General features: G+C 37.5%; 29 protein-coding genes. 15 read left to right on the forward strand and 14 right to left on the reverse strand.

The window, feature by feature from the left end; all coding sequences use genetic code 11:
• Window positions 1-1,044 (forward strand): N-acetylmuramoyl-L-alanine amidase family protein (locus N178_RS15395; RefSeq protein ID WP_045293276.1); only part of this gene is annotated, 1,044 nt, incomplete at its 5' end.
• 29 nt (window positions 1,045-1,073) lie between these two features.
• Here the strand turns inward: N178_RS15395 and rpsN are convergent.
• Window positions 1,074-1,343, reverse strand: coding sequence for a 30S ribosomal protein S14 (gene rpsN / locus N178_RS15400; protein WP_045293278.1), 270 nt, complete (start codon window positions 1,341-1,343; stop codon window positions 1,074-1,076).
• 412 nt (window positions 1,344-1,755) lie between these two features.
• On the opposite strand from rpsN, the gene N178_RS15405 reads away from it, so the two are divergent.
• The 3 genes from N178_RS15405 to N178_RS15415 all read left to right on the forward strand — a co-directional run bounded on the left by N178_RS15405 (window position 1,756) and on the right by N178_RS15415 (window position 3,570).
• A complete protein-coding gene (locus tag N178_RS15405; RefSeq protein ID WP_013057736.1) occupies window positions 1,756-2,031 on the forward strand; it encodes an AbrB/MazE/SpoVT family DNA-binding domain-containing protein in 276 nt (91 codons plus the stop codon).
• Window positions 2,032-2,153: 122 nt separating this feature from the next.
• Window positions 2,154-2,615, forward strand: coding sequence for a DinB family protein (locus tag N178_RS15410; protein ID WP_045293279.1), 462 nt, complete (start codon window positions 2,154-2,156; stop codon window positions 2,613-2,615).
• A gap of 187 nt (window positions 2,616-2,802) precedes the next feature.
• Window positions 2,803-3,570: a class I SAM-dependent methyltransferase gene (locus N178_RS15415; RefSeq protein ID WP_045293281.1), complete on the forward strand. Its 768-nt coding sequence runs from the start codon at window positions 2,803-2,805 to the stop codon at window positions 3,568-3,570.
• 15 nt (window positions 3,571-3,585) lie between these two features.
• Here the strand turns inward: N178_RS15415 and N178_RS15420 are convergent, their stop codons facing one another.
• Window positions 3,586-4,266, reverse strand: a complete 681-nt coding sequence (locus N178_RS15420) for an FHA domain-containing protein (protein WP_045293283.1) — start codon at window positions 4,264-4,266, stop codon at window positions 3,586-3,588.
• A gap of 317 nt (window positions 4,267-4,583) precedes the next feature.
• On the opposite strand from N178_RS15420, the gene N178_RS27845 reads away from it, so the two are divergent.
• Window positions 4,584-4,718: a hypothetical protein gene (locus N178_RS27845; RefSeq protein ID WP_013057740.1), complete on the forward strand. Its 135-nt coding sequence runs from the start codon at window positions 4,584-4,586 to the stop codon at window positions 4,716-4,718.
• A 58-nt stretch (window positions 4,719-4,776) separates the two neighbouring features.
• On the opposite strand, the gene cobT is transcribed toward N178_RS27845, so the two are convergent.
• Window positions 4,777-5,814 carry a nicotinate-nucleotide--dimethylbenzimidazole phosphoribosyltransferase gene (gene cobT, locus N178_RS15425; protein ID WP_045293284.1) on the reverse strand — a complete coding sequence of 346 codons (1,038 nt, stop codon included), beginning with the start codon at window positions 5,812-5,814 and terminating at the stop codon, window positions 4,777-4,779.
• Between the two features lie 162 nt (window positions 5,815-5,976).
• On the opposite strand from cobT, the gene N178_RS15430 reads away from it, so the two are divergent.
• Window positions 5,977-6,843: a YitT family protein gene (locus N178_RS15430; protein ID WP_014459409.1), complete on the forward strand. Its 867-nt coding sequence runs from the start codon at window positions 5,977-5,979 to the stop codon at window positions 6,841-6,843.
• Between the two features lie 66 nt (window positions 6,844-6,909).
• A complete protein-coding gene (locus N178_RS15435; RefSeq protein ID WP_045293286.1) occupies window positions 6,910-7,269 on the forward strand; it encodes a hypothetical protein in 360 nt (119 codons plus the stop codon).
• A 325-nt stretch (window positions 7,270-7,594) separates the two neighbouring features.
• Here the strand turns inward: N178_RS15435 and N178_RS15440 are convergent, their stop codons facing one another.
• Entirely contained in the window at window positions 7,595-8,041 is a 447-nt protein-coding gene (locus tag N178_RS15440; protein ID WP_045293289.1) for a GNAT family N-acetyltransferase, read from the reverse strand.
• Between the two features lie 180 nt (window positions 8,042-8,221).
• Window positions 8,222-9,391: an MFS transporter gene (locus N178_RS15445; RefSeq protein ID WP_045293291.1), complete on the reverse strand. Its 1,170-nt coding sequence runs from the start codon at window positions 9,389-9,391 to the stop codon at window positions 8,222-8,224.
• A gap of 359 nt (window positions 9,392-9,750) precedes the next feature.
• Here N178_RS15445 and N178_RS15450 point away from each other — a divergent pair, with 359 nt between their 5' ends.
• Window positions 9,751-10,314 (forward strand): YitT family protein, encoded by a 564-nt coding sequence (locus tag N178_RS15450; RefSeq protein WP_045293292.1) that lies wholly within the window; start codon window positions 9,751-9,753, stop codon window positions 10,312-10,314.
• Window positions 10,315-10,343: 29 nt separating this feature from the next.
• Here the strand turns inward: N178_RS15450 and N178_RS15455 are convergent, their stop codons facing one another.
• Window positions 10,344-11,228 carry a diacylglycerol/lipid kinase family protein gene (locus tag N178_RS15455; RefSeq protein ID WP_045293294.1) on the reverse strand — a complete coding sequence of 295 codons (885 nt, stop codon included), beginning with the start codon at window positions 11,226-11,228 and terminating at the stop codon, window positions 10,344-10,346.
• Window positions 11,229-11,416: 188 nt separating this feature from the next.
• On the opposite strand from N178_RS15455, the gene N178_RS15460 reads away from it, so the two are divergent.
• Entirely contained in the window at window positions 11,417-11,881 is a 465-nt protein-coding gene (locus N178_RS15460) for a DUF4306 domain-containing protein (RefSeq protein WP_223260182.1), read from the forward strand.
• A 57-nt stretch (window positions 11,882-11,938) separates the two neighbouring features.
• Here the strand turns inward: N178_RS15460 and N178_RS15465 are convergent, their stop codons facing one another.
• Window positions 11,939-13,042: a citrate synthase/methylcitrate synthase gene (locus tag N178_RS15465; RefSeq protein ID WP_016764746.1), complete on the reverse strand. Its 1,104-nt coding sequence runs from the start codon at window positions 13,040-13,042 to the stop codon at window positions 11,939-11,941.
• Between the two features lie 409 nt (window positions 13,043-13,451).
• Between N178_RS15465 and N178_RS15470 the strand changes: the two genes are divergently transcribed.
• Window positions 13,452-14,366, forward strand: coding sequence for a LysR family transcriptional regulator (locus N178_RS15470; protein WP_013083830.1), 915 nt, complete (start codon window positions 13,452-13,454; stop codon window positions 14,364-14,366).
• A gap of 406 nt (window positions 14,367-14,772) precedes the next feature.
• Here the strand turns inward: N178_RS15470 and N178_RS15475 are convergent, their stop codons facing one another.
• The 3 genes from N178_RS15475 to N178_RS26055 all read right to left on the reverse strand — a co-directional run bounded on the left by N178_RS15475 (window position 14,773) and on the right by N178_RS26055 (window position 16,864).
• Complete coding sequence (locus N178_RS15475; RefSeq protein WP_045293295.1) at window positions 14,773-15,597, reverse strand: STAS domain-containing protein; 825 nt, start codon at window positions 15,595-15,597, stop codon at window positions 14,773-14,775.
• Window positions 15,584-16,249: a cobalamin B12-binding domain-containing protein gene (locus N178_RS15480; RefSeq protein ID WP_045293297.1), complete on the reverse strand. Its 666-nt coding sequence runs from the start codon at window positions 16,247-16,249 to the stop codon at window positions 15,584-15,586. The genes N178_RS15475 and N178_RS15480 overlap by 14 nt, the downstream gene beginning before the upstream one ends.
• A gap of 351 nt (window positions 16,250-16,600) precedes the next feature.
• Window positions 16,601-16,864 carry a hypothetical protein gene (locus tag N178_RS26055; protein ID WP_080890200.1) on the reverse strand — a complete coding sequence of 88 codons (264 nt, stop codon included), beginning with the start codon at window positions 16,862-16,864 and terminating at the stop codon, window positions 16,601-16,603.
• A gap of 152 nt (window positions 16,865-17,016) precedes the next feature.
• Between N178_RS26055 and ytvA the strand changes: the two genes are divergently transcribed.
• Entirely contained in the window at window positions 17,017-17,799 is a 783-nt protein-coding gene (gene ytvA / locus N178_RS15485) for a YtvA family blue-light photoreceptor (protein WP_045293299.1), read from the forward strand.
• A gap of 238 nt (window positions 17,800-18,037) precedes the next feature.
• The gene (locus N178_RS15490; RefSeq protein ID WP_045293302.1) at window positions 18,038-18,871 is read left to right on the forward strand and encodes an STAS domain-containing protein; all 834 of its coding nucleotides are present in this window, start codon (window positions 18,038-18,040) and stop codon (window positions 18,869-18,871) included.
• A gap of 36 nt (window positions 18,872-18,907) precedes the next feature.
• Here N178_RS15490 and N178_RS15495 read toward each other — a convergent pair whose 3' ends face one another.
• From N178_RS15495 to N178_RS15505, 3 genes are all read right to left on the reverse strand, one after another.
• Complete coding sequence (locus N178_RS15495; protein ID WP_045293303.1) at window positions 18,908-19,384, reverse strand: hypothetical protein; 477 nt, start codon at window positions 19,382-19,384, stop codon at window positions 18,908-18,910.
• A 138-nt stretch (window positions 19,385-19,522) separates the two neighbouring features.
• Window positions 19,523-19,999, reverse strand: a complete 477-nt coding sequence (locus N178_RS15500) for a hypothetical protein (protein ID WP_014459392.1) — start codon at window positions 19,997-19,999, stop codon at window positions 19,523-19,525.
• Between the two features lie 142 nt (window positions 20,000-20,141).
• The gene (locus tag N178_RS15505) at window positions 20,142-20,906 is read right to left on the reverse strand and encodes a GNAT family N-acetyltransferase (RefSeq protein WP_045293305.1); all 765 of its coding nucleotides are present in this window, start codon (window positions 20,904-20,906) and stop codon (window positions 20,142-20,144) included.
• A gap of 196 nt (window positions 20,907-21,102) precedes the next feature.
• Here N178_RS15505 and N178_RS15510 point away from each other — a divergent pair, with 196 nt between their 5' ends.
• Window positions 21,103-21,366, forward strand: coding sequence for a GlsB/YeaQ/YmgE family stress response membrane protein (locus N178_RS15510; RefSeq protein ID WP_013057762.1), 264 nt, complete (start codon window positions 21,103-21,105; stop codon window positions 21,364-21,366).
• A gap of 158 nt (window positions 21,367-21,524) precedes the next feature.
• Window positions 21,525-21,710 carry an aspartyl-phosphate phosphatase Spo0E family protein gene (locus N178_RS15515; RefSeq protein WP_013057763.1) on the forward strand — a complete coding sequence of 62 codons (186 nt, stop codon included), beginning with the start codon at window positions 21,525-21,527 and terminating at the stop codon, window positions 21,708-21,710.
• 43 nt (window positions 21,711-21,753) lie between these two features.
• On the opposite strand, the gene N178_RS15520 is transcribed toward N178_RS15515, so the two are convergent.
• Complete coding sequence (locus tag N178_RS15520) at window positions 21,754-22,569, reverse strand: STAS domain-containing protein (protein ID WP_045293307.1); 816 nt, start codon at window positions 22,567-22,569, stop codon at window positions 21,754-21,756.
• Between the two features lie 350 nt (window positions 22,570-22,919).
• Here N178_RS15520 and N178_RS15525 point away from each other — a divergent pair, with 350 nt between their 5' ends.
• Window positions 22,920-23,189 (forward strand): GlsB/YeaQ/YmgE family stress response membrane protein, encoded by a 270-nt coding sequence (locus N178_RS15525; protein WP_013057765.1) that lies wholly within the window; start codon window positions 22,920-22,922, stop codon window positions 23,187-23,189.
• The last annotated feature ends 105 nt before the right edge of the window (window positions 23,190-23,294 follow it).

Consider the following 23,294-nt stretch of genomic DNA (forward strand, 5'->3'; position numbering starts at 1 on the left):
AGTATTTACAAGCAGGCTCTGCTTCTTCTAGCGCCAGCTAAAGATTCTGGGTCCACGACATCCAAGTCAGCGGTCGTTAACGCCAGTTCATTAAACGTTCGTTCTTCTGCAAGCACAAGCGCATCGGTGGTAACAAACTTACCGCGCAATTCAAAAGTAACGGTGGTAAAAGAAAGCGGATCTTGGTCACAGATCAAAACGGCATCAGGTCAAACAGGCTGGGTAGCAAGTCAGTATTTAAAAGCTGATTCTGGACAGTCTTCACAATCAGCCCAGTCGATTCAAATTACAAAAGCTTCAAATTTGCGCAGTCAGCCGAGCTTAAGTGCGGGAATTATTCGTGTAGCAAAAGCAGGTGAAAGATTCAAAAAAATAGGCGAAGCAAATGACTGGGTGCAAATTCAGTACTCAGGGAGTCAAACAGCATGGGTATCAAAAGGGCTAACAGCTGCGGCTGGTTCTACAACTTTAGCTAGTTTACCTTCCCCATCTGCTGCTTTAAAAGATAAAATTATTGTGGTAGACGCTGGGCACGGCGGATATGATCCTGGCACTTCAGGCAAGTCATCAATTGAGAAAAACTTAGCGTTAACAACAGCAAAACTTGTGGCAAGCCGCTTAGCTAATTCTGGAGCAAATGTATTTATGACACGTTCAAACGATACTTTTATTTCACTGAGCGGACGCGTGGATGTTAGTGAAGCAAAGCATGCAGATGCATTTATCAGCATTCACTATAACGCGTCTACGTCATCTTCTGCAAACGGCATCGCATCATTTTATTACAGTGAATCCAAAGATAAAGAATTAGCAAAATATATTCAAGAAAGCATGGCTGAAAACGCGCCTTCTATGAAAGATATGGGGGTTCGTTTTGGAGATTATTATGTTACTCGAGAAAACAACCAGCGGGCTGTACTTCTTGAATTAGGCTTTTTATCAAATGCTCACGACGAGCAAATTGTTTCTTCTAACGCGTATCAGCAGCAAATATCTACAGGTATTTACCAAGGGATTGCTCGATACTTCGCAGCTAATAAATAATAAAAGCCCTCATTATGAGGGCTTTTATACTACCAGCTTGCTTTTTTAACACCTGGGATTTGTCCTTTGTAGGCCAATTCCCTAAAAGCGATGCGTGACATTTCAAATTTTCTAAGATAGCCTCGCGGACGACCGGTAACGCGGCAGCGATTATTTAAGCGCGTTGCTGAAGAATCTCTAGGCAATTTTTTTAACGCTTCGTAATCTCCTTTTTCCTTCAGCTCTTGGCGTAATTGCGCATACTTCGCTACCATCTCTTGACGTTTTTGTTCTTTTACCACTTTTGATTTTTTAGCCAAACTCTTTGTCATCCTTTCGTTTTAATAATTTTTTATTTGAAATACGTAATCATTACGATTTAATTATTTTGAGCAAATTACTTTTTAAATTTAATCATATTTTCTTCATTTTTTCAACTTGTTTGCTTTCACGCTTACATGTAGCCTGCCCTAGGCTGCTGCATAAACATAAAAAAAATTGTATGTCAAATGTAATTAATTCCTTCATCTCCTATATCATACAAAGAGCCCTATATATTCCATATTGTAGGAGGATTTGTATTTACAGATAATATTTCAATAATATTACAGTTCATTTACATATTAATAACTTCGACAAATTTAGCGGTTATCTAGTATATAATCATCTTAGAAATTCCAAAAATAATATTTTGCGTACTCAATAAAATATAAAAGTAAAGGTGATTAAAAAATGAAATCGACTGGTATTGTAAGAAAAGTAGATGATTTAGGTCGTATCGTAATTCCTAAAGAGTTAAGACGTGTTCTTGAAATAGATGTAAAAGATCCTGTTGAAATTTTTGTCGAAACAGATCGAATTATTTTAAAGAAATATGAGCCGAACGGTGCTTGTGCGATTACTGGCGAAGTATCTTCTGACAACGTAACAATCGCAGATGGTAAATTAACTTTAAGCCGCGAAGGTATGGAGTTATTACTTGAAGAGTTAAAACAACGTAATTTCTAATAATAAGAAAAGCAGCTGCTCACATGCAGCTGTTTTTCTTTTTGAGAAGGTTTTTTTCTTCGCTTTCTGTTGTTCAAATGCTATACTCAGAAGCGGAATACATAATAAAGGAGCGTGTTATCATGACAGTTGAACAAATTACTCATCACTTTTTAGCACATCGAAACGTAACGAATGAATTAATCAACAAAATTGAAGCAGGTCACTACGACTACAAACCTGCTCCGACATCTATGTCTGCTTTTGACTTATCTACGCATATTTTAACATCTTTTTATGCATTTGCATCAGTGGTAAAATCCGGCGATTTATCGCCCCTTGGTCAAAAAGCTGATTTTAGCGGCAAGTCATTATCAGACCTTGCAGCTGAATATACGAAAAAAACAGTAGACGTATTACGTTCACTTAGCGAAGATGATTTAAACAAGACAATTGACGCCACTGCAGCGTTTGGAAGAAAGCTTCCCGGAAGACAACTTTTACAAATGGCCATTGACCATGAAATTCATCATAAAGGAAATTTATACGTCTACGTACGTGAGATGGGTCATACGGATCTTCCTCTATTTGTTCAGTTCGGTTAATGGTTATAAAATAGTTCGGCTTGTAAGCGCCCAAGCTAGAAGTTTGGTGCGCTTTTTCTTCGGAGTTTTCGGCATAATAAGTAAGATATATGGTATAATTCTATCAATAACTTCATATCTACTATTCAAAGCTTGTTTCTTCTTATAAAACGATAGTCATCATCTTTTACAAAGGAGGAATCACTTCATGAGTCAAACTGTTAATCAACAAAAAATTGCTCAAGTGTATCATCTTCCGTTTGTTTCTTCATTTGGAGGAAGTGCTATGAACCTTCTTTCTCCTCAAGCTGGCGAACATATTTTAGATATTGGCTGTGGCACTGGCGAATTTATTTCGCAGCTCAATAAGCTTCATGTCCGTGCGACGGGCATCGATTGCTCTGAAAATATGATTGAACAGGCTCGTCATCAGTACCCAACTCTATCCTTTGAACAGGTAAATGCCCTTAACCTTCCTTATTACGAACAATTTGACGCAGTTTTTTCCAATGCAACTTTACACGACATCCGTCCCCCTCATCTTGTCATTAAAAACATTTACAATGCTTTAAAACCAAATGGCCGATTTGTAGCAGAATTTTGGGGAAAAGGAAACATGGACGAAATTTTCACAGAAATCATTCGTCAATTTAAAACGTTTGATATCCCTTATAACGATGTAGATTTCCCATGGTACTTTCCTTCTGTAGCTGAATATTCTTCTCTTTTGGAATCGCAGAATTTTCAAGTCACCACGGCTATACACTACAGCCGTCCCTTCTTGTTAAAAGGGGAAAACGGCTTGCGTAATTGGCTGGAAACAAATGCAGCCCCTCTTTTTGCTCACGTGACAACAGAAACTAAAAATGTCCTCATTACGCGCTTAGAAAATCGAATGCAAGACAAACTATTTCAAAACGGATCTTGGCTAGCAGAAGCTAAACATATACGTGTACATGCTGTTAAACGAGATTAAAAAATGGACGTGATTCTATTCACGTCCATTTTCGTTAAAGTGCAGCCAATATCCTTTTCCTCGAATCACTTCGATTTCTAAATACGTCCCTATTTTTTTACGAACCCGGTAAATCAGTGCATTCAGCTCTTCTGCTGCTACTAGAATTTCTCCATTTGACTCTACTCGTTCAGGCCAAACGCTTTTTTTTAATGCTTCTTTTGAAACAAATTGATTGCTGTATTCTAGAAGATAAGCTAAGCAAGCGTATTCTTTATCTGACAGAATATACGTTTCCTCTTTTACTTTTACTTTCTGTAAAATTGGATCTAATGTGTAAAATGGCTTATTTATTTGTTTTAGCAAAGGGCCTAAATCGAGGGTGGCATCTATATCATCATTTCTAAATACTAAAGCTGCCTCCTCATTTGCTAAGGTAATGGCATCCCGATCGTTCAATAAACGAGGGGTTCCAGGCTGTAACTCTTCTCCGTTTACTTTTGTCCCGTGTTTACTAAACAAGTCTGTAATGAAAAAGGCATTGCTTTCGTACGTTACTTCAAAATGCTTGCGTGAAATGTAAGCACTTTGAAAGGCCAGATAAGGCTCCCATTCTTCACTGCTTCGTCCGATAATACAGGCTTTATCTTTTGGAATAGGGACGGAAGCTCCTTCATAAAAAGGAGCACCGTTCCGAATAATCAACATACCGTTCATTGTTTGCTCACACTCTTTTTTAAAATTTTCTGACTCTTATCATGTAATTATAACACTCACATTTATTGAGATTTCTTCCAACTTTGGATAACATCATAGTATAGTCAGTTATATGATAAAGGTTGTTGCCATGTAAGTAAACCTTTAGAGCAATCCTTTTCTAACTGAAAAATACGTATTCTTTGCCCTGCTGTAACGGGGATACAATTTTGTTGTAAAATAATTTGATTTTTAGTAACTTTGACATATGTTCTCTCTTTTTAAAGCGGAGTAAAATAGGAAAATACGTGAAATATTTACATAATGGAGGAAGACCAATGGGACGTTTGCCAAAAGATAGAGAAATTCAAGCGATTAAACGACGCGTTGCACTGGTATTGTTAATTATTGGATCGTTTATTTTAACAGGTGCTAGCTTTAGCATTTATTGGTTTATGATGTTAAAAATATAAGATTTTTTTATAAAATAAAGAAAAAAGACATGGTTTTGTTCCCATGTCTTTTTTAGGTTTATTCTTTCTCAGACACTCCGGCAGATTGAAACGTGGCCATATTGGCAATCATGAGTGAAGCTGATTGCAGCAGCGGAAATGTAACAGCAGCTCCACTTCCTTCACCTAACCGAAGATTGAGGTTGAGGAGCGGTTTTTTGCCAAGAAGCTTCATTGCACACGCATGACCTTGTTCAACAGATTCGTGACTAGCAAACATATAGTCTCTTGCTTGTGTATTGATTTCTGTCGCTAGAAGGGCTGCAACTGTACAAATAAAACCATCTACTAAAATAGGAATACGGTGAGCAGCTGCCGCCAGCATAGCACCTGTCATCCCGGCAATTTCAAGACCCCCTATTTTACTAATAATATCAATCGGATCCTGAGGGTTGATGTGCCTGTTTTGGAGCGCTTCTTCAATCACGTTCACTTTGTGGCGCAGTTGTTCGTCAGAAATTCCTGTGCCCATTCCTGCAAGCTTAGAGACTTTTTCTCCTGTTAATACAGCTAAAATAGCCGTGCTTGACGTAGTGTTTCCGATGCCCATTTCTCCTACAATCAAACATTTAATTCCTTTTGCAATAAGCTCTTCAGCTTCTTCATATCCGACTTGAACAGCCTGTTCTGCCTCACTGCGCGTCATCGCGTCTTCTTTATAAAAACTTGCTGTGCCCAGCTTCACTTTGCGTTGTGCAAGGTCCTTATGGGAAAGGTTAGAAGCAATGCCGATGTCAATCAGTTTGAACTGGGCATCTATTTGCCCACTAAACACGTTAATAGCTGCTCCCCCCTGCAAAAAATTCAGCGCCATTTGTGCCGTTACGTCTTGCGGATAAGCTGAAACTCCTTCTTTTACAATTCCATGATCGCCTGCAAAAACGAGGACTCCTGGCGGCGTGACTGCCGGAAAAACTTCCCCGGTCATGGCGGCTAATTCAACTGCTATTTCTTCGAGTCTTCCAAGGCTTCCTATCGGTTTGGTTAATGTATCAATATAGCGTGCCGCTTTTTCGCCAGCGCTTGTTTGAAGCGGTGGAATAGAAACGTTTATCATATGTACAGCTCCTTTATTTCAGTAAATGTCTACCGTTTAATTTAACAGGATTTTGTTTATTCTGGCTAGTCTTTTTTAAAGTAGATAATTGGATAGAGTTCCCAAGACTTAGTTATACTAGTAAGAGTTGTGTATAGGCAGTATGTTGAAAGGAAAGATTTTATGACAACGAAACAGCACAAAAAGGAAAAGGCAGGTCGGCTCATTTACCGCTACATTATGATGTTAATTGGAGCTTCCTTGGCTGCCGTTTCTATCGAATTATTTTTAGTCCCAAATTCCGTAATTGATGGCGGTATTATCGGTATTTCTCTAATTTTAGTTTACTTAACGAAATTGCCGTTCAGTCTTCTTATCATCATCTTTAATCTCCCTTTTTTATATAGTGGATACAAACAAATTGGTCGTAGCTTCTGCTTTTCATCTATGTTTGCAGTTGTTGCTTTATCCATTGTAGAATCTCAATTGCACCATGTTCCAGCTGTAACATCTGAACCGCTTCTTGCTACTGTATTTGGCGGGCTCCTGTTAGGAGCAGGTGTAGGAACGGTCATTCGTCACGGCGGAGCGTTAGATGGAACTGAGATTTTAGGTATTTTATTAACAAAAAAAATCCCGTTTTCTGTGGGCGAATTTGTGATGTTTTTAAATATCTTCATTTTTGCTTGGGCAGGGTTTGTGCTAGGTTGGGAACAGGCCATGTACTCGATCCTTACGTACTATATTGCTTCTAAAACAATCGATGCGATTATTCAAGGGCTTGATGAAACAAAAGCAGCTTTTATTGTTTCTAATCACTATGAAGAGCTATCAGACGCTATTACGCATCGGCTAGGTCGCGGCGTGACGAAGCTGTATGGTAAAGGTGGATTTGAAGGTACAGAAAAAGAAGTCATATACGTAGTTGTGACGCGTTTAGAAATTACCAAGCTTAAAACCATTATTTCTGAAATTGATCCACATGCATTTACAACCATTATGGATACCCAAGAAGCACAGGGCGGCAAATTCAAATCAGCCATCCACTAACTATACATAAGCGTGGATTTCTCTGAGCATGCTAATAGCTGACTACCCGTAAAGGAGCTCACCACAATGAAAAAACAAGTGTCCAACTTATTTCACCAATTAAAACAGTCGGTTTCCGTTGTATCTGATAAGTTATATGACAAAGTACATACGCTGCAATCATCACCAGGAGTGAGTGTGTTTGAACTGTATGAATGGATTAAAGAAAATCCAAGCACAAGCGTACAAAAGCAAACGCTGCTCGGGATTTCGTACTCTTTCTATACACTCCACGCAGACGGCGTTTTTTTCTATATGGAAACGAAATATGATTATTTACTTTACATGACTATTTATAGTCCAACACGTCATTATTTCACCTATCATTCTTACAGAGATTCTTTATCAACAGTGACTCCCTTGACGTTTCCTATTACTAAACAATAAAAAGCTCCTCAATCGAGGAGCTTTTTTTATATGGCTATCTTCCTTTTCGGACTTTAAAGATAAACAGCGCAAGTAAAAAACCGCTCGTTGCAGTTACTATTTTCCACGCGTTTAAGATTGGATTTTTTTTCAAGGTCCTGCTCCTTCCTTGCGGCTATACTAAAAATAGGATGGCCGCCTTTCAAACAGCTAGTCCAACTTCCCCCTACTATTCATACGATCATCTAACATATAGCCCACCGACATTTTCATCAATTTCACTTTTCATACTATAACATATTTTTGCCATTTAGTAGAAGTCTTAAAAGTAAAAGCTGCACTTCTCTTAAAAAAAACGGTATTGAACCCCTGCATTTTCTTTACCGTTCATTTTTTGATAAAGGTTTTGAGCAACTTTGTTTTCACTGCTGCACTCAGCGGTCATACCTGCAAACTCATACTTTTGAGAATAGGCAAGGCAGATCTTAAACAAACGTTCACCAATTTTATTTCCTCTGTTTAAAGGAGATACGTACAAATCTTTTAAGACGCCTGTTTCTTTAAAATAATAGGTGCTCCACGATACGTACACCGTCGCAAAGCCTACTAGTTTCCCTTCCAATTCAGCAACAAACTGAATACCGTAGGAAGGATTATTCAATAGGCGCTTAATATGTAAAGTTAAAGCTTTCCGGGAAGGGTCAGGCTGCTCACAGAATTTCACTATATATTCTTGCATTAACGTAGCCAGTCGCTCTCGATCAGTTTCAACCGCCTGTCGAATGACAACCATTTAATCACTCCTTTTAGCTCAACGCTTTTAACATAATTCGATAGCTATACTTTTTTTCCTTTCGTTTTCGTGAAAAGCTCCCTATTTTTACAGAATAGGTATTTAAAGCAAACAACCTTATAGGGCTTATGGTTGAGGAGAGAGGAGGTTTTAAAAAAAGGTTGCAAACAGCAACCTTTTTTAGTTAGTAAGCGCATAATTTCGTAAGAATAAACCTACGCAGCCGCTGATTACAATCAGTCCTCCTGCCGTTAGAAACGCCGCCGTCACATTTAGCGAAGCAACAGCGCCAAGCAGCAGTACCGAAAGCCCAAACGTCACATATGAAACGCTCAGCGTAGCGGAAAGCACCTTAGGAAGCTTTTCTAAAGGAACGGCCGTTTGCGTAAGCGTGTAAGAACACGTAGCGCTTATTTGAAGGGCAATGCCAATAGTAAAGCTAAGTAAAAGTGAAAGAAAAGGCACAGATATTACTCCGAACAATAATGTAAAGAAACCTGAAAAAAGACTGCCTAGTATTACGATATGATAAAGACTTCTCTCTTGCTCAACTGAAATCTTCAGCAAAACGAAACCTCCAAGAACCGTTCCAACAAAAAAACTGCTGTTAATATATCCCCACCAAGCTTCATTTTTATTTAATATTTCTTTCACAAACACGTAGACAATAGCTGATGCCCAAACGCCGGCAGCCATCCCTTCTAAAACCTCCATGACTAATAAAACCCGCAGGCGCGGATAGTGCCAAATTAGCTTCCACCCCTCTTTTAACCCTTGTTTTTGCTTCGTTTTAGAAGAATGAACGTTTATGCGAATGGCCTGCATGAATACGAGTGACAAACTAAATAACGAAAATGACAGCCATAAAAGACCAGTAGCATCCCAGCTAATAATCAGAAAGCTTCCAAGCGGATAGGCTGCAATTTGAATCGTTTGATCCGTGACATTAAACATACTATTCCATTTTAACAGCTTCTCTTTATCTACTAAATGAGGAAGCATAGAGCTTTGAACCGGAGCTGTCCACCCATCGAAAAAAGCAATAAGCGCCACGCAGCACAGCATGCTGATAAGCGACATATGCCACAGGAAAAACATAGACAAAACAATAGTTTTTAACAGCTGAGACACCACAAGAATACGCTTAGCTCTGTAGCGATCTATAAGAAAAGGCACGGTAAAACTGCTCAAAAACTTAGCAGCCGTAATGGTAAACGGAATGTATGAAAGCAGCACAGGAGAACTATTTTGAGCGTAAAGAATGCTGATTAACGCAACAATATATAATACATCTGCTAAATTGGCTTGGCTTTGACCAAACCATAAAAAAAGTACGGAACGATTTTTCACGACAATCCCTCTTTCTTTTTAGTATGACTGAAAAGAAAGAGAATCCTACACGTAATCAACCCCTTTATATAGCAGCTTGCTTTTATCGACTTATTACAATCGTATGCTTTTTACAGAACACAACTCTTTTATATATTAAAAAATACAAACAGTTAAACAGTATCGTAAAAAATCAAGAAATTGTCGTGAAAACGAAGTTAGATTAACTATAGAATATCAGAGTTAGAGAATCAATGCTTTTTACATAATTTTCTTTTTCTTCTTCTTTACTTCTAAAGAACCTAAGCTTGCCATATACATAAATGGACGAGTACTCCTATTAAAATTTAACGTATAGGGTGAGGGATATTTTTTCGAGAGTGGTTTCGATTTGCTGTGGCAGCTTATTAATTGGACTAGGGCTAAACGGATTTATTGCTCCGTATCACTTACTAGACGGTGGACTTATAGGACTTGGGCTTATCGTATATTATGTGTTTGGAACTCCTATCGGAATGTCCATTTTCTTTTTGAACGTACCTGTCTATTTATATGCTTTTTTTCGTCATCGCCAAAACTTTTTTTATGGAAGTATAGGTTTATTTGTTTCTTTTTTTATGACAGAATGGCTGTCTATTCTCGAAGGCACGCTGGAGCTTCCTTTGCTCTTTAGCTCATTGCTTGGAGGCACACTCGTAGGAATGGGAATAGGACTGATGCTTCGCTACGGAATCAGTTCGGACGGTCTGGATTTAATCGCCATTATTGTATCAAAAAAATGGAAAATCAATATAGGAATAACCATTTTTATCTTAGACAGTACGATTATGATAGTGGGCTTACATATTATCGGGTTTACTGCTTTTTGCTACTCCATGCTTGTTATTACGATGAGCAGCATAATGATTATGCTCTTCACTTCTCCGCGATGGCTGTCTTCATAAAAAAAACGCTTGAAGTTTCAGCGTTTTTTTTAATTGTTTCCTACTATCATATTTATGTGATTGTGGAGAACCGTAATCGTTGAAGGTGTTGTCGTTTCTTTTTCTCCATCACAATCTACCGTTTTTTCAGGAGTGGTTTCGATATGGACTTCTTTTGCACGAAAATGCATAAGGTTGCTTTCAGGGTCAAGCTGTTCCTCATCAGGGGTTGTTTGTAACCATGCCATAACCGGCTCGATTCCCATTTCTTTAATAACGAATACATCTAATAATCCGTCTTGAAATGAGCTGTTTCCTAGCATAGCGCGAGTTCCTCCTAAAAAAGGACCGTTCCCAATTAACACCATAACTGCTTCTCCTTCATAGGAAGCTTTTTCGCTCGTCATTTTTAATTGAAAAGGCTCTGCTTGATTTAACGTTCTACCTACGCTCATATAGTAAGAGAGCTTACCAAATTTCTCTTTATTTTCTTCTAAAATATTTTCAGATACATCAGCTACGAGGCCGATTCCCCAAAAGTTTAAAAAATAATCTTCGCCATGTTTTCCAACATCCACTGCCTCCGTCTGCTTTTCAATAATTTGCTCCACTGCTTTTAAAGGATTTTGGTTCATTCCAATTGCACGCGAAAAGTCGTTGCACGTTCCTCCAGGTAAAATAGCAAATACAGGACGTTCCTTCAGCGGAGCAAGAGCGTTGATCAGCTCATAAATCGTCCCGTCTCCTCCTGCTCCAATAATGACATCCGCTTTGCCTTCCAATTTTCTCACCAGCTCGGCACCATCTCCAGGTTGCTCTGTTTTATATAAAGTAACCGTCTCAAATGCAGTGTTTAACCGATCACATATAAAGTCAATTTCATTTACTAATTTTTTGTTTCCTGCGTTTGGATTCAAAATCACTGCTGCCTTCATCTTTCTCTCTCCTCTATTCATATCTTCTGTTTCACTTTTTTTCCCTTTCTTTTTAAAAAACAAACCTTTTCAAATATGAACGTTTTATGAAACCATTCCAATAGTGCTTTTTTTACTTTCAAAACCTGCTATAATAATTTTCGGACTTGTATTAACAAAAGATGGTTATTGAGAGGAGCTTTCTATACGTGTCAATAAAATGCATGACGCAGCTATTTGCAAGTTGTTTTGTTTTTTTACTTTCCTCAGTCGCTACTTGGTATAACGGCTCTTCGATGCTTGAAGGACCTTTATCAGCTAGTTTGACCGGAGGACTAACAAAGTCCTCGGCGGTTCATCACTATTCTCACATCGATTATTTGTTATATACAATTAAATTCCACCCTCAGTTTCCAATTATGATGATGGTGAGCGGAATTTATTTGATTGTATTACTATCTATTATTGGGTTCAAAAAGCGGTATGGATTGATTAGCTCCTGCTGTTTATGTATCACAGCTCTCTTGTGCTACAGCAGCTATAAACTTTCACATACCCCTACCGAAGGTGAACACGCCATGATTACCTCTAGCTTAGCTGCAGCAAGTTTATGCTTAGCAGTCGGATTATTCTATTTATTAAAGCGATTTTATTCTCAAAAAGAATATATTTAACCATATGAAAAAAACGTCGGATCTACCGACGTTTTTTATGTGAAATCCGGTTCATTATTATTGATTTTGTTCAACTGGCGTATAACCAATATACGCAGACTGAGGTCGGTAAATACGATTATTTTCTGACTGTTCTACGACGTGAGCTGTCCAACCAACCACACGGCTTGCTGTGAAGGTCGGAGTGAATAGTTCAGACGGAAGCTCAACCGCTTTCATGACCGCTGCAGCGAAATATTCTACATTGGTATAAATGCCTCTACCCGGCTTGTATTCATTTAGTAATTCAATTGTTTTATCTTCAATTTTAACAATTAAATCAAATAGCCCGTTGTCTCCTGAGATTTGTTTCGATACTTCTTTTAATGCTTCTGCTCTCGGGTCATGTGTACGATAAACACGATGACCAAATCCCATGATTTTCTCTTTATTATCTAATTTTTTACGAACCCAAGGCTCAATATTCTCTTCACTGCCAATTTCATCAAACATGGTAATAACGCCAGAAGGAGCTCCTCCGTGAAGCGGACCTTTCATCGCGCCGATTGCTCCGCAAATCGCTGAAACCATATCAGATTCGGTAGATGAAATAACGCGTGATGAGAAGGTTGAGGCGTTCATCCCGTGTTCAATTGTCAACACAAAATATGCGTTCAGCGCGGTAACCAAACTTTGATCTGGAATTTCTCCATTAATCATGTATAAATAGTTTGCTACATGATCCAAATGCTCGTTAGGCTCTACTACTTCTAAATCATTCATTTTACGATACCAATAGGCAATAATGGTAGGTGTTACCGCTGTAATCGCAAGCGCCTGCTCTTTTGTTGGAGGCCAGCTGTATGAAGGATCTCCTAATGCTGAGATACATGTGCGAAGCGCGCTCATCACTTCTGTATCTTTTGGCAAACAGTCCATTAACGCAACAATATTAGCCGGAAGCGTACGATGAGTCACCATTTTTTGTTTAAATGCTTTTAACTCATCATGATTTGGCAGCGTGCCGTTCCAAATTAAATAAGAAACTTCTTCAAAAGAATAATTGATCGCTAAATCTTTTGCCCAATATCCGCGATAAATCAGCTGACCTTTCTCTCCATCAACATGCCCTACTTTTGTTTCAGCTGCAACGATTCCTTCTAGTCCTTTAACGTATGTCATCTCAACCACTCCCCCAATTATTTTTAACAAACCGGCCCTTTTTTCTATGTACGGCTCGTTTGCAGAATGAATAGACTCACCTTAGTGGTGCACTATACCATTTTATTCCTCTTTCTTAATTGTCAGAACAGTATACAAAATGAACATTTCAACACGTGTTATTTCTGCGCTCGCGGCTTTGTTTTACGGGAGAAAAAAATATTTTTCTGGGATTTTCTTCGAGGGTACTTTTTTGTTAACGCTTACAAACATGCGGGTTTCTAACGTATTTAGAGGAATTTGATGTGCTATTTTTAGATGAATCACTATTCACTTCCTTATGTAAGAGTTTACATTTATTTGAATCATAAGTAAAATAGATAAATAGAATAAATAGTATGAAAACTAAGAATACTAGTGAGGAGAATTTATGGATATTCGAGAACTGCAACATTTCATGGAAGTAGTTAATCAAAAAAGTTTCACGAAAGCAGCAGCTGCAATTCACTTGTCTCAGCCAGCATTAAGTAAAATTGTAAAAAAACTAGAAGAAGAACTCGGGGTAGATCTTTTTGATCGCTCTACTCGAAAGCTGACGTTAACCGATGCAGGACAGATTGTATACGGGCAAAGCCAAAAGCTGGTATCCACTCTTCATGAGCTGCATGCTTTGTTAGATGATTTACGAAATCTGCCTACAGGAGATATTAAAGTAGGAATTCCTCCTTTAGTAGGGACTGTTGTGTTCCCGATGATTGCAAAAAACTTTACATCAAAACATCCTCAGGTGAAATTAGAGCTTGTGGAGCTTGGCGCAAAGCGAATTGTCGAACTTGTAGAAAACGAACAAGTAGACCTTGGTATTATCGTGTTACCTATTCAAAACCCTCTTTTTCACGTCTATCCGTTTATTGAAGAAGAGTTTAATTTATACATTCATCATGAGCATCCTCTGGCAGCCAAATCAATCGTTGCTTTGAGCGAGCTGAGAGAAGAGCCGTTTGTCCTGTTCAGCAAAGATTTTTCTCTTCATGATCGCATTATTCACGAGTGCATTCAAGCTGGTTTTCATCCGAAAATAGCGTATGAAAGTTCGCAATGGGATTTGATTATTGAACTAGTCGCTTCTGAATTAGGTATTGCCATTTTACCAAAGTCCGTGTTTCCAAAGATCAATAACCCTTTTATTAAAAGTATTCCAATTGCCGCACCTACTCCAATGTGGGAGCTCGGCATCATTTTGAAAAAAGATCGCTATATGTCATATGCTACACGAGAACTTTTATCTTTCCTAGTAGACCAAGACATCATTTTGCCGTCTCATACAATGTCAGCAAACTCTTAACAAAAAAGCCTCTTCTTTCATTAGAAAGAGGCTTTTAGTCATCTTTGCTATTTTCTTCAATCTTTTTTGTCATCTGATTGACTGAAAAAATCATCCACCTAGCAGCTCCGCTCACTGATCAAAATTGGTCATCTTTAGGTTGCATTCCTTTCGTTATGTCCCAATCTCTTTTTATGGTCTTCCTTTTGTACCACTTTTCTAGTAACGAACTGATGCGCTAGCAGCTGTTGACTTGCTTTTTGGTACTGTGATGTGAAAATAAATCAATTATGAAATTCAAGATGACGGACTCAATTCTTCAAAACTCAATAAACCCTTCAAGTATGTGATTTAATAAATGTTTAATTATAGCAAAAGAAGTGTATACAGAAAGAGGAGAAGAATAACTTTCTTCTCCTCCACCCTTTTAACTCACATTTTTATTCACAGCAATAATTTCACTCAGGTTATTCATATAAATAATTTGTTCACCAAACGTTCTATTTTTCAAAGCAGCCGTATGGTGAGGCTTCATGCCAATAATATAGCATGTGATACCCATAAGATAGAAGGACTGCATAAAGCCTGCAAAAGCTTGAATTCCTTCGGTTGTTAATATATCTAAGCCTCCAAAGTCAAATAGAAGCGTAGTGTAATTTCCTTCGTGCGCGCAGTTTTGTAAAATAGACGTATTTTCAGCTACAAGAGCTGTGTCTAAGTCTCCAAAAAGAGGTATAAGTCCTACTTTAGAGGATAACTTAATAAAAGAAGCGGACAGCTGCTTAATTTTTTGCAACGATTTTTCAAGACGTTCCTTTTGTTCAAGCAGTTCGAAATCTGTATCTGCTAATCGTTTCCGGTGGTCTTGAACAAGATTCGTTAGCTCTTGTATACGTTCATCTTGGCGAATACAAACTAAATGACCTATATCACTATCCCATTGAATTAAGCATTCAAACAGTGAATACGGCGAATCATTGGTTTGCATCACAAGCTCTACTTTCTGAATAGCCTGGCCTCGGCTTTGGACAAGCGTTTGCTCATCATGGGGTTCGTCTACAGACAATTCTCGAGAATCTTTTTGGCGCAAGCTTAAAAACTTTCTCGCCTTTTCTTGACTAAATACATCTACAAGATCTAAAAAATTAGCTGAAGGCTTAAATAAATGACCTGATTGTTGCGACCATTCCAAAATATTAAATTCAGTATCCACTAGAAAGTAAGGAATTGGAACATATTCAAGCATCGACATTAACTTCCACTCCTTTGTGATAACTGATTAACCAGTTATTTAGTTGGTAAAGATCCGGAATTAGGCGTGTATGCTCAGAACAGTAAGAACGGAAATCAATTTGAGAAACTAAGCGCCCTCCTACCATTACTGTTGGTCTTGGTTCTAATTTGTCCAAAGTTTTGGTATATTCAGCAAGCCTCTCAATATGATAAGGAATGCTGACGGATAATCCTACCATGTGCGGCTTCCATTCCATAGCCATTTTCTCAGCGTATTCAAGAGGTAGATTGGCCCCTAAAAAGCGCGTATTCCAACCATGTTCCTCAAACAATAAAGCCACCATCTTTAAACCAATAAAGTGCTGTTCTTGTTCCAAGCATAGAAGCAGTGCCCTTGGAGCGGTGTCTGAAGCGTGTCCCTGAATTTTTTTATAAAAGCGATAGCGAGTTAGCACATAATCACACGTCGTAGTTGCGACGTGCTCATCAGCTACAGAAATGATATTTTCTTCCCACATATCTCCAGTTACTCGCATTGCGGTTGTGATTAAATTTTCATAAATATCTAGGCTGTTCTTTCCCTGTTGTATTTCTTCCAGCACAACTTCCCAAGCGCTGTCTTGATCACCAGCTAATAAATAGCCTACAAATTTTTGTACTTGAGATTTCATTGTTTCACCTCAGTAAACGTCAAGCTTTTAAGAAACTTGAATAAAAGCTTCTCGTCTCTCTTTTTCAAGATCGCCTAAAATGTATACCACTTTTAGACTAACACATGTTGCCAATAGCAACAACCTAAAAATAGAATAATAACTTTTTATTTTACTACACTCAATAAAATATGACTAGTATTTCTCTAAATATTCTCCTTTCTCTTTTATTTACAAAAACACCTCGGCATTTTTTACCGAGGTGTTTTTCCAGTTGTCATCATTTCGGCTAAAAGAATGTAAGTTCATCTCTTTCTCTTTTCAGCATCTCTACTTATTTTCCACTTTCAATAGACCTTCAAACATATGTATTTATGACTCCTCTGCTCCGACCATAATACTGATAAGATAGAGCGCTGTCATAACTGAACCGATTGTATTCAATATCAAATGAATATATTGGCTGGTCGCCATAAACAAGTATACGCTTAGCGACAGCAGCACCGTTCCGAACAAAAAAGACCATTTAAACAATGACAGTGGCCGCTTGAACCTTATACGCAAACAAAAAATGAGAATAAAGCCTACTAGCGCCATCACAAAGAAACTAACGTTAAATAAATTGATGGTTATCACGTTTGTTCACACTCCCTTTACCCATAAAACTATTATAACATATTTTTCCTTATCTTCATTCTTTCTCTAACAGTAAACGCGTCGAAAATTGTTTTTTTGACGCGTTTATGTCACAATATTTTTATAAAAATTCCAAGGAATGAGGGAATACATTGACTACACCTGAAGCTCAAGATTCAAAATGGTCCATTTTAAATAAAGCTCTTCACAGCTCACAATCTGGCATTATCGTGACGGACCCTTCTTTACCTGATAATCCAATTATTTACCTCAACCAAGGGTTTTCCCTTATGACCGGCTATAAGGAAGAAGAAGTATTAGGGGAAAATTGCCGTTTTCTACAAGGCCCTCTTACAAACCCGCACCACGTTGATGAAATTCGCAGCGCTATTAGCCGCAATCAGTCAGTTTCTGTTACGCTTGTGAATTATCGAAAAGACGGCTCTTTTTTTCATAATCAGCTAACGATTGACCCAACGTACGTCGAAGAAGAAGATAAATACTACTTTATCGGTGTTCAAAAAGACGTAACCATAGAAATTACAGCCCAAGAACAGCTTCAGCAAGCTTTAGAAGAAGTGGAAAGACTATCCACTCCTATCGTGCCAATAGAAGAAGGAATCTCCGTTCTTCCATTAATCGGAACGTTAAACGAACGGCGTATAGAAATGCTATTTAACAGCTTCACCTCGCATAATACAACCAGCAAAGATCGTTATTTAATCCTAGACGTATCAGGGTTAGCGCAATTTAATGATTCATTCGGCCGTGATATTCTTAATATTTACAATTGGCTGAAGCTTATGGGGACTCAGCTTGTTTTAACGGGAATTTCCCCTAACATGGCCATACATATGAGCACTATAGAAGATGATATGTCCTTTATTTTAGTCTATCAAAGCATTAAAGATGCCTTACCGAAGCTAAAGCTATAAGCACAAGAAGTGGTTCTTTATGAAAAATAGGTAAAATGCATGAATAAGCTAGTTAAAAAATGTTTATTTTTTAATAAATTGGGTTTGAGATTATACAGTTAGGGAAAACAAGGCGTATAGGAAAATAAATGCGCTTCATAATGGATTTATTTATAAGCATCCTCACTCTAGATCAGGGGATGCTTTTATGCCTTTATTTATAAAACAATTAGACTATACATATGTAAGGAGAGTCTTCATGCATAGAAATCAGGACTTATATCATTTTTTTAAAGAACATTCTCTTCAATTAACTGAAGACTGGTACGACCAGCTCGACGATGAAAATGAGTTCTCCGTGTATTCGAGTAAAAATCCAGCAATTGTGAAAGAACTGAAGCAGCAAAATCAAGATTATTTTCAGCATTTATTTGACGTATTTATAAAGGATGAGGAATACTTTTTTTCAGATTTCCAACAGTGGTCGGTCGAACTTGCACGTGATCCAAAGCATTTAAGTACGCCTCTTCACTTTATCGTTCGAGAATATTTTAATTCACAAAGAATTGTCGTTAATTACTTAAAGAAGTTTATCTCTTTGCATTCAGGAGAGGTAAGCGTAGATAAGATGTTTATGTGGTACGACATTATTGTTAAAGCGTTTGATTTATCTATTTACATCTTTATCCAAGAATATCATAAAAATACGCAAGAACAGCTGAACGCTCAGAAAGAGTTAATTAATGAATTAAGTTCTCCTGTCATCATGCTTCAAAACAAAGTTGCACTTCTGCCTCTTGTCGGGGATATTGGAACGGTCAAAAGTCAGTTTATTTTAGAAAATACGCTTCAGCAATGCTCGGAAAAAGACGTTGAACATTTATGTATTGACCTGCTCGGTGTAGCTACGATTGACACGATGATGGCACAAGAGATTTTTAATTTGGTAAAAGCTCTTCGTTTAATTGGGGTGCAAACAACTTTATCTGGAATTCGACCGGAAATTTCTCAAACTGCAATTCGCTTAGGGCTTTCATTTGAACATGTTAAAACTACTTCTTCCCTCGCACAGGCGCTTAATTCTATTAGTTAAGCATATGACTCTCTATTACAGCATAGAGAGTCATATCTATGGCGTTTCAAATTTTACCGGTGTATAGTAGACACGCCCGATTAGCTTTTTTCCTTTGTTATCTTTCCAGTCCGCTACGAGTATATACCGATCGCTGCGAGAGGTAGAATCTACTGTAATAGCGGATGTTTTTTTTATGTCCTTTTTTTCTACTACGTTTTCATAAATAGACTGATTGCGAATTTGTTTGTAATAAAGCGCATTAGGTTTTTTACCGTCTATTTCAATGGACACTTGACCACCTTGAGAGACGGGAATACTATCTTTCATAACAATTTGTCTAAAATTTTGTCGTTCGCCAAAATCAGCTTCACATTCGGTCCAGCAAAAAAAGAAAGGCTTGATGATGGCTTCTTTGCCTTCCGCTCTTATTTTTATAGCGGGTGGATACGGATCTTCAAGCGTTTCAGCTGTAGGAACCTGACATGCGGTTAATGAAAACAAACTAAATAGGATAACCACCACTTTTTTCATACTATGTCCTCCCTTTTTGTAAACGTGGTGCACGTAAGTGAGTGGGTGCATAGTATACTCTTTCGCCTGCCACCAAAAGATTCCTTTTATAATCAACAAAAAAAACAGCCGCCTATTTGTTTAGACAGCTGTTTTGTTCTATTTACTTAGCATGCTTATTTCTTTTTTCATATCTTTTTCTACATATTCCATTAAATCAGATACGTAGGTTTGAAGCGGTTTTGTTGCGTCTTTGTGATCATTCATCGTTAATTCATAAATGCTATCGATATTATCAATCATCAGTTCCATATCATCGATGACGCCCGTATGCTTATACATCGTTTTCATCGTAGGATCAAGGGAAGCTAATTCATTATATTCATAGTTTATTGTATTTGAAATATCATCGAGTTCATTGATAAATTGCTTTTTGGTTTTTTTTTCGGCCATAAGCTGATTATACTCTTTAAAAGCAGTTTGAAGGTTTTTCTGAGAGGCAGTCAATACTTTCAGCTGTTCTCGTCCTAAATAATAATCATAAATACTAGTAACAGTAAAGTATCCCCCAAATGTGAGCGCGATTCCAACAACCAAACCTATCCAAAACGTGCTCGTTTTAAAAAAATGTTTCATAATGACTCCTTTTATCTGTGTTCTATGTACAACACTAGCTCATGCTGCTGCTTTGTCCTAGGATACACCAAAAACGAAGTGGAAGCTACACTTTTTTAAAATTTTGTCGAATTTTGTCTCTTATTTCACAAGCTGCAGCTTATTATTTTCCATCTCTATTTCTCCGTCTGTATACATCAAATTCGTTAACCGCTGTAAAACCAAGTTTTTCATAGGCTGGCTTTCCTGCACTTGTAGCATGCAAGATACACGTATCTGCCTGTTTTTTTGCTTCAGTAAGAACTTCCTTCAAATATGCGGTGGCCAGGCCTTTTCTCCTCATATGTCTAGCTGTAGTGATACAGTACAAACCCGCTGTACCGTCATAAAAAAAGAGAGACCCAGCTACAGCTGGCCGGTTGTGATAAAGACCCAAATATAAGTGATATTGGTCAGTGTGCTGCATAAGCTCCCTAAACCTTTCAAGAAAGTCAGCTTGATATTCTTTTGGTTTTTGATAGCCGTCTATGTATACCGTAATCCATTCTTTCAATTCAGCTTCTGTGTGCACTCGCTTACATTGAAACCCTTCTACTCCTGTGTGTACGTATTCTTTTTCTTGAATGTGCTGAATCATTCCGATCCATTTTTCATAAGGAACAAATCCATTTTTATGAAGAACTGGCCCAAGGTTATCATATGAAGATGGACCAACAATCCATAGAGGTTCTTCCCCTTCCGAAGAGCATATCCCTAACGCAGGCTCAATATGACGGGTTCCTGCATATATCCCCCGATTGTAAGGAGATGCAGAAATCCATTTCATTTCTGGTGTATCCACCTTCACAGATTTCTTCGTATGCTGAAAATACATCCAGTGCTGAATCAAGTGCTGTTCTACTACATCGCTTTGATTTTTTATTTTCACTTCATGTCTCCTTTCTCTTCTAAACTATGTTTCTTTTTCTATTATATACTAGTTAGTCTATTTTCTATGACTCTATCGCAGTTCGTAAATTTTTTTCAAGTTTTTTTATTTTTTTTGTTATTCTACGAATAGTTTTCTTTTAAGTGGGGTACTAACCTATATAAGCAATACATCATTAAAAAGGAGGATGATATTTATGTCATTTTTATGGGCACTTATTGTAGGTGGTATTATTGGGTGGCTTGCCGGATTAATTACGGGAAGAGACGTTCCGGGAGGTATTATTGGTAACATTATTGCCGGTTTTATAGGTTCTTGGTTAGGTTCAGCTATCTTTGGAAGTTTCGGACCAGTTGTAGGTGGATTTGCTATTATTCCTGCTATTATCGGATCAATCATTTTAGTGTTAATCGTAAGTTTCATTATGAGAAAAATGCGTGGTAATCATAAACATGCATAATAAATTATTATATTAGAAAAAGAACCTCTGTTGAAAAAGAGGTTCTTTTTTTATATGAAAAATTCTTAAAATTTACTATTTTTAATTTCATAATATTGAAAAATAAACCTATTAATGTTAATTTAACCGTAATCACTATAGAAAAAAGAGGAATTAACATGCTGCTTTCAACCCACTCAAAAGACAAATCCATGTACCAAATACTAATAGAAGAAATCGAACAGACACGAACGTTAATGATTCAAACGGCTGTCCGTGAAGGAATGACAAGTCCTAACACACTCCAAGTTAGTCAATCATTAGATGCTTTGTTAAATAAACTTCAAATTTTCTTCTACCAATAAAATCCCATGAATATATAACCATATCATGGGATTTTGTTTTATATTAGTCCGCTTGATTAACATATTCCACTGCTTGGTGAAGGCTACTGAAAGTCGTAATATCAGCCAAATCTAATCCTAAGTTCACCATCGTCTGAGCAATTTCAGCACGGATACCGCTTAAAACCACTTGAATTCCTAATAATCTTAAAGCACCGATTACTTTAAAAATTTGGTCCGCTACCATTGTATCAATAATTGGAACCGCATATAAATCAATAATCAACCAATTTAGCTTGTACTCGCTGCCGTGCTGAAGGGCATTTTCCATTAAAATTTGAGCCCGATTTGTATCTAAATCGCCAACAAGAGGAATCACGCCAATTTCTTTCGTAATGCGTACTACAGGAATTGAAAGTTCATCAATTGCATAGCGAGCCGATTGGATTTTGTTTGCAAAGTCGGTCATATATGATTTACTAACCCAGTGCACGGCCTTATCCACTACTAAGTTGAAACGAGAAATAACTTGATAGAAGGCATCAAACGTAAATGTTTCAGCTTTTGCTTCTTCTTTAATAATTTCCCCGATAATATTTCGGTAATAGCTGATTTCTTCTAATGCGACATCCAACGGAAGCTGAAGGACAACGAGTAAATTCGCTACTTCTCTTCCCCATTCCTCAAGCACTTCAAAGTTTTTCGTATCATTTGTTGATACAGAATCAGCGTATATTTGAATTAAATGAACGCGCCACGGTTCTAACTGTTGTTGAATATCTTTGTCTTCATATTGTTTTTGTTTTGAGAACTCTTCTTTTTTTTCTAGAATTAAATTCGTAATGTGTTTAAGCTTTTTATCTAATAATAATGACTCCATATTGTTCTCCCGTTAAGAATTTGTTTACTTAAAATGATATCACATATACCGTTAAAAAAAGTAAAACTAAGGGAAAAAGCTTTTAAAAATGAACCAGATGTCCCCTTTTGCGAATAGAATGAGCTAAATTGAATCTAAAACGTACATAAGCTGAACTTCTCTCCTTCATTTTATCGTTACTTTCGCAGTGAATTCTCATACATAACTCTTCAATTTAATGTTGGGCTATCTTAGCATATATGATAAATAGATGAAAAAATGTAAAAGGGTTTGCAGCAAGGATGTCGCATGACAACGTGTGTTTTAGGAAAGACTGAAAAGGAATTCCCTATAAAAAGGAGGTTAGATATATGTCATTTATTTGGACGCTTATTGTTGGAGGACTTATCGGCTGGCTTGCTGGTGCGTTAACAGGACGAGATGTTCCAGGTGGAATTATCGGAAACATCATTGCTGGTTTCATTGGAGCATGGTTAGGCTCTCTAATTTTTGGAGATTTCGGTCCAGAGATCGGCGGATTCGCAATTGTTCCTGCTATTATTGGTGCTGTTATTTTAGTTTTAATTGTGAGTTTTGTTTTACGCAAAATGCGCGGAAATAATAATCATCGACACGCCTAAATAAAAAAGAGAAATCAGCGTCTTGATTTCTCTTTTTCCCTTATTTCTTATGGAAAAATGTTTTAACAACGGACCTACCTGTAAGTGTAATTCTTTGTTGCTACA

Origin of the sequence: Priestia aryabhattai B8W22 (assembly GCF_000956595.1) — a bacterium.
In the GTDB taxonomy this organism is placed as follows: Bacteria; Bacillota; Bacilli; order Bacillales; family Bacillaceae_H; genus Priestia; species Priestia aryabhattai.

Excerpts from the sequence above, each read along its gene's own strand:
- N178_RS15405 (WP_013057736.1), top strand. The coding sequence starts at position 1,756 with ATGAAATCGACTGGTATTGTAAGAAAAGTAGATGATTTAGGTCGTATC.
- N178_RS15410 (WP_045293279.1), top strand. The coding sequence starts at position 2,154 with ATGACAGTTGAACAAATTACTCATCACTTTTTAGCACATCGAAACGTA.
- N178_RS15415 (WP_045293281.1), top strand. The coding sequence starts at position 2,803 with ATGAGTCAAACTGTTAATCAACAAAAAATTGCTCAAGTGTATCATCTT.
- N178_RS15420 (WP_045293283.1), bottom strand. The coding sequence starts at position 4,266 with ATGAACGGTATGTTGATTATTCGGAACGGTGCTCCTTTTTATGAAGGA.
- N178_RS27845 (WP_013057740.1), top strand. The coding sequence starts at position 4,584 with ATGGGACGTTTGCCAAAAGATAGAGAAATTCAAGCGATTAAACGACGC.
- cobT (WP_045293284.1), bottom strand. The coding sequence starts at position 5,814 with ATGATAAACGTTTCTATTCCACCGCTTCAAACAAGCGCTGGCGAAAAA.
- N178_RS15430 (WP_014459409.1), top strand. The coding sequence starts at position 5,977 with ATGACAACGAAACAGCACAAAAAGGAAAAGGCAGGTCGGCTCATTTAC.
- N178_RS15435 (WP_045293286.1), top strand. The coding sequence starts at position 6,910 with ATGAAAAAACAAGTGTCCAACTTATTTCACCAATTAAAACAGTCGGTT.
- N178_RS15440 (WP_045293289.1), bottom strand. The coding sequence starts at position 8,041 with ATGGTTGTCATTCGACAGGCGGTTGAAACTGATCGAGAGCGACTGGCT.
- N178_RS15455 (WP_045293294.1), bottom strand. The coding sequence starts at position 11,228 with ATGAAGGCAGCAGTGATTTTGAATCCAAACGCAGGAAACAAAAAATTA.
- N178_RS15465 (WP_016764746.1), bottom strand. The coding sequence starts at position 13,042 with ATGACATACGTTAAAGGACTAGAAGGAATCGTTGCAGCTGAAACAAAA.
- N178_RS15470 (WP_013083830.1), top strand. The coding sequence starts at position 13,452 with ATGGATATTCGAGAACTGCAACATTTCATGGAAGTAGTTAATCAAAAA.
- N178_RS15475 (WP_045293295.1), bottom strand. The coding sequence starts at position 15,597 with ATGTCGATGCTTGAATATGTTCCAATTCCTTACTTTCTAGTGGATACT.
- N178_RS15480 (WP_045293297.1), bottom strand. The coding sequence starts at position 16,249 with ATGAAATCTCAAGTACAAAAATTTGTAGGCTATTTATTAGCTGGTGAT.
- N178_RS15490 (WP_045293302.1), top strand. The coding sequence starts at position 18,038 with ATGCATAGAAATCAGGACTTATATCATTTTTTTAAAGAACATTCTCTT.
- N178_RS15495 (WP_045293303.1), bottom strand. The coding sequence starts at position 19,384 with ATGAAAAAAGTGGTGGTTATCCTATTTAGTTTGTTTTCATTAACCGCA.
- N178_RS15500 (WP_014459392.1), bottom strand. The coding sequence starts at position 19,999 with ATGAAACATTTTTTTAAAACGAGCACGTTTTGGATAGGTTTGGTTGTT.
- N178_RS15510 (WP_013057762.1), top strand. The coding sequence starts at position 21,103 with ATGTCATTTTTATGGGCACTTATTGTAGGTGGTATTATTGGGTGGCTT.
- N178_RS15515 (WP_013057763.1), top strand. The coding sequence starts at position 21,525 with ATGCTGCTTTCAACCCACTCAAAAGACAAATCCATGTACCAAATACTA.
- N178_RS15520 (WP_045293307.1), bottom strand. The coding sequence starts at position 22,569 with ATGGAGTCATTATTATTAGATAAAAAGCTTAAACACATTACGAATTTA.
- N178_RS15525 (WP_013057765.1), top strand. The coding sequence starts at position 22,920 with ATGTCATTTATTTGGACGCTTATTGTTGGAGGACTTATCGGCTGGCTT.